We start from the raw sequence: 3,156 nt of genomic DNA, 5'->3' as shown, positions 1-3,156 counted from the left end.
CTGATGAACGCCACCCGACGAGCCTAGAGCACCCCGATTAGTGCGTGAAACACACCCCCAGGCCCAACATCACCCCAGGTCACAGAGCTACGGAACGCGCCAACCCGCAGACGTGAGCCAAGTCAGGCCTGACCGCGGCAGACCTCAACCGCCCCCGCACAACAACGGCGGGCTCTCACCCACCATGGTGGATGAGAGCCCGCCGTTGTGATCAGACTTTGGTCGAGCAGCGCTTCCGCTTCCGTCCCTTACCCATCGCTATTTGCTGCCGTCCTCGACGACGTGCCCTTCGCTGATCCCGGCATCTTCGCACGTGTGCTCGATCCTGTGCCCGGGTAGAGGCGTCCACCACATGATCGAATGCCGCAGTCACTCTGTTGGCTTTACTCGGTCGGCTGGATCTCGCTCTCCACGACCCATTTGTGATTGGTCATCTCCATCCCATCCATCTCGAAGTCGACCATGTAGACCGTCTCATCGGTCGAGCTGTCGATCGTTGCCTCTGCTCCGGCCATACCGCTCATATGGTCTGCATCGAGGACAACGTCCGTGCCCTCAGCAAGGGGAGGTGCGTCAGGGTTCTCGAGCTCTTCGTGCACCACCCATTTGTGATCGGTGACCGGGTCGCCACCATCGGTCGGTGTGTAACTGACTGAGTAGGTGGTCGTGTTGAAAGCGCCTGAGATTGTCGCTTCTGTCCCGTCCATGCCCGGCATGTGATCGGCAGCGAGAGTGACCGTCTCACCCACGGCATATGTGGGATCTGTGGCCTCCTCGATCCCTTCCGGGGGCGGACCACCGTCAGGCTCGTGATCGTGACCGTCCATGCCGCTGTCCGAGGTCGGCATCGCGTCACTGCCCTGAGTCGGAGAAGGCTGTGCTGAGTCTTCCTCCCCGGTACTGGCACAGCCAGTGAGTGCCAGAGCCGCAACACCAACGGCCCCTGCCATGCGGGTGAACACACTGATTCGTTTCATGTCATCTCCTTCGTTTGCTCGGGCGGGATAGTCCGCCCTCTGTGTGTGCAGAACACATCTCTTCCGTGGCTTCCGGCCGAGTCGTTAATCAGCCAGAGCGGCCGGTCACAGTCATCAGAATCGAGCGCTGCAGCTGACGCATTGTGTCGATGGTTCACGCGGCGCTGCCTCGGGGCCCTTCTCATCGCTGCTGGTCGGTGGTCATTCTGCGAGGCAGTGTGATCGTGAAGACGCTGCCATGGCCAAGACCGGCTGAGCTGGCTGTCAGGGTGCCCCCGTGAGCTTCGGCGAAAGCGCGCGAGATGGTCAGGCCCACTCCCGATCCTCCGTGGTCGCGGTCGCGGGCAGTGTCGCTGCGATAGAACCGTTCGAAGACATGGTCGAGTTGCTCGTCTGTGAGCCCTTCCCCGGTATCGCAGACGTCGATGCTGATGGCGTTACCGTCGTGCATCCGTGCACCGATAGTCACTCCACCGCCGACAGGGGTGTGCCGCAGAGCGTTAGAGAGCAGATTGCCCAGTACCTGGCCAATGCGTTGACTGTCGACGGTCACACTGGCGGTGGACGAGGCTTGGGTATCGGCCTGCAGACGTACGCCTTTGGCGGTGAAGCTCTCTCCTGCCGCTTCCTTCGCCGCCTGGATGAGTTCGGATACAGGGACGTCGGTGGTCTCGAGCTGAATCCGGCCTTCCTCCGCGCGGGAGACGTCATCGATGTCTTCGACCAATCGGGTCAAACGCGCCAGCTGCTCGACCAGCACCGCACTCGTGGTGTCGTCCCATTCTGCAACTCCGTCCTGGAGCCCTTCGACGTACACGCCCAACACTGAAACTGGTGTGCTCATTTCGTGTGCCAGGTCCGATAGCATCCGGCGCCGAGTTTCCTCTGTGTGCGCGAGCCGGTCAGCCATGGAGTTGAACGCCTGTGCCAGCACCGCAATCTCTGTTCCGGCTCCAGTGGTCGGCACACGAACGTTGTAACTGCCGACCGCGACCCCTTCGGCAGCTTCGGTGAGATAGCCGAGGCGTGTGCGCAGGCGACGAGCAATCCAGAAGCTTGCCGCTACTGCGCAAACCAGAGCTGTCGCGAGGGCCACAGCCAGAGTGATCAGGCCCGCGTCTTGATATGCCTGCTGGATGTGAAACCGCTCCGGATCTGTGATCTCGCGGCCTGTCATCAGGAGATGTTCTTGGAAGAGTGGCGGTCCTGCCAGACAGGCCACTGCCGCCGCAACAAGCAGACTGACAGCGACAACCAACACATGAGCGACGAGGAGCCGAAACGCCAACCCGCGGCGACGCATCACGCACTTCCCATCCGGTAGCCGACTCCTCGCACCGTGTCGATGAACTCCTCACCGGGACGAGTTTCGTCGAGTTTGCGTCTGAGATTCCCGATATGGACGTCTACGATCCGTTCGTCACCGACCCAGGAGGTGTCCCACACGGCATCGATGAGCTGTCGACGGGACATGACCGTGGTCGGCTGCGCTGAGAGCGCGACAAGAAGAGAGAACTCGGTGCGTGTTAATGCGAGGACAGCATCGTCAACGCGGGCCTTGTGAGCCGCGAGATCGACGACGAGGTCACCGAATACCCGCTGTGTCTCGTGCTGGGCGACTGCAGTGCCGGTCCGGGGACGACGCAGCACAGCCTGGACGCGCGCGACCAGTTCACGGACGCTGAATGGCTTCGTGATGTAGTCATCGGCACCAGCCCCCAGCCCGACCAGTTTGTCCTGCTCGCTGCCACGTGCGGTGAGGATGAGGACATAGCATTCGGAGAATGCGCGCATCTGGCGGCACACCTCAAGACCATCCACTCCGGGCAGGCCCAGGTCCAGAATCACCACATCCGGTTCACCGGCGCGAGCTTCGTCCAGGGCCTGCACCCCGGTATGAGCCACAGTGACGAGAAAGCCTGACCGGGCAAGATAGGTCGCGACCATCTGCGCCAGCGGCTTCTCGTCGTCGACAACCAAAACCCGTCCTGCCGGCTCGGTTGCAGCGTTCGTGTGGGTCATCATGCTCCTAGTCTGATCCCGAAGTAGAGCCCCATAGAGTGGTGTAGCGCACGGAGGTCCGGCCTATCCGTCAGGATGTGGACGCGGCCACCGTGTGATCCTTCGAGTCAACCTTCCAAGAATCCTCGAACGGAGTCACAACGATGACCGCTCCTCA

Annotated in this window: 3 protein-coding genes; all 3 read right to left on the bottom strand. The window is 61.7% G+C overall.

The annotated features are described in order from the left end of the window. Positions 1–383: 383 nt before the first annotated feature. The gene (locus tag BJEO58_RS14640) at positions 384–977 is read right to left on the bottom strand and encodes a YdhK family protein (protein ID WP_101590186.1); all 594 of its coding nucleotides are present in this window, start codon (positions 975–977) and stop codon (positions 384–386) included. 181 nt (positions 978–1,158) lie between these two features. Continuing rightward, a complete protein-coding gene (locus BJEO58_RS14635; RefSeq protein ID WP_101590185.1) occupies positions 1,159–2,280 on the bottom strand; it encodes a sensor histidine kinase in 1,122 nt (373 codons plus the stop codon). After that, on the bottom strand, positions 2,280–3,002 hold the full coding sequence (locus tag BJEO58_RS14630) for a response regulator transcription factor (protein ID WP_101590184.1): 723 nt from the start codon (positions 3,000–3,002) through the stop codon (positions 2,280–2,282). The genes BJEO58_RS14635 and BJEO58_RS14630 overlap by 1 nt, the downstream gene beginning before the upstream one ends. Between the last annotated feature and the right edge of the window lie 154 nt (positions 3,003–3,156).

This window comes from Brevibacterium jeotgali (assembly GCF_900169175.1).
Lineage (GTDB): Bacteria > Actinomycetota > Actinomycetes > Actinomycetales > Brevibacteriaceae > Brevibacterium > Brevibacterium jeotgali.
This window is presented reverse-complemented; position numbering and strand designations above follow the sequence as displayed.

What these genes read in the sequence shown, in the direction of transcription:
- BJEO58_RS14640 (WP_101590186.1), bottom strand. Translation starts at nt 977, where the DNA reads ATGAAACGAATCAGTGTGTTCACCCGCATGGCAGGGGCCGTTGGTGTT.
- BJEO58_RS14635 (WP_101590185.1), bottom strand. Translation starts at nt 2,280, where the DNA reads ATGCGTCGCCGCGGGTTGGCGTTTCGGCTCCTCGTCGCTCATGTGTTG.
- BJEO58_RS14630 (WP_101590184.1), bottom strand. Translation starts at nt 3,002, where the DNA reads ATGATGACCCACACGAACGCTGCAACCGAGCCGGCAGGACGGGTTTTG.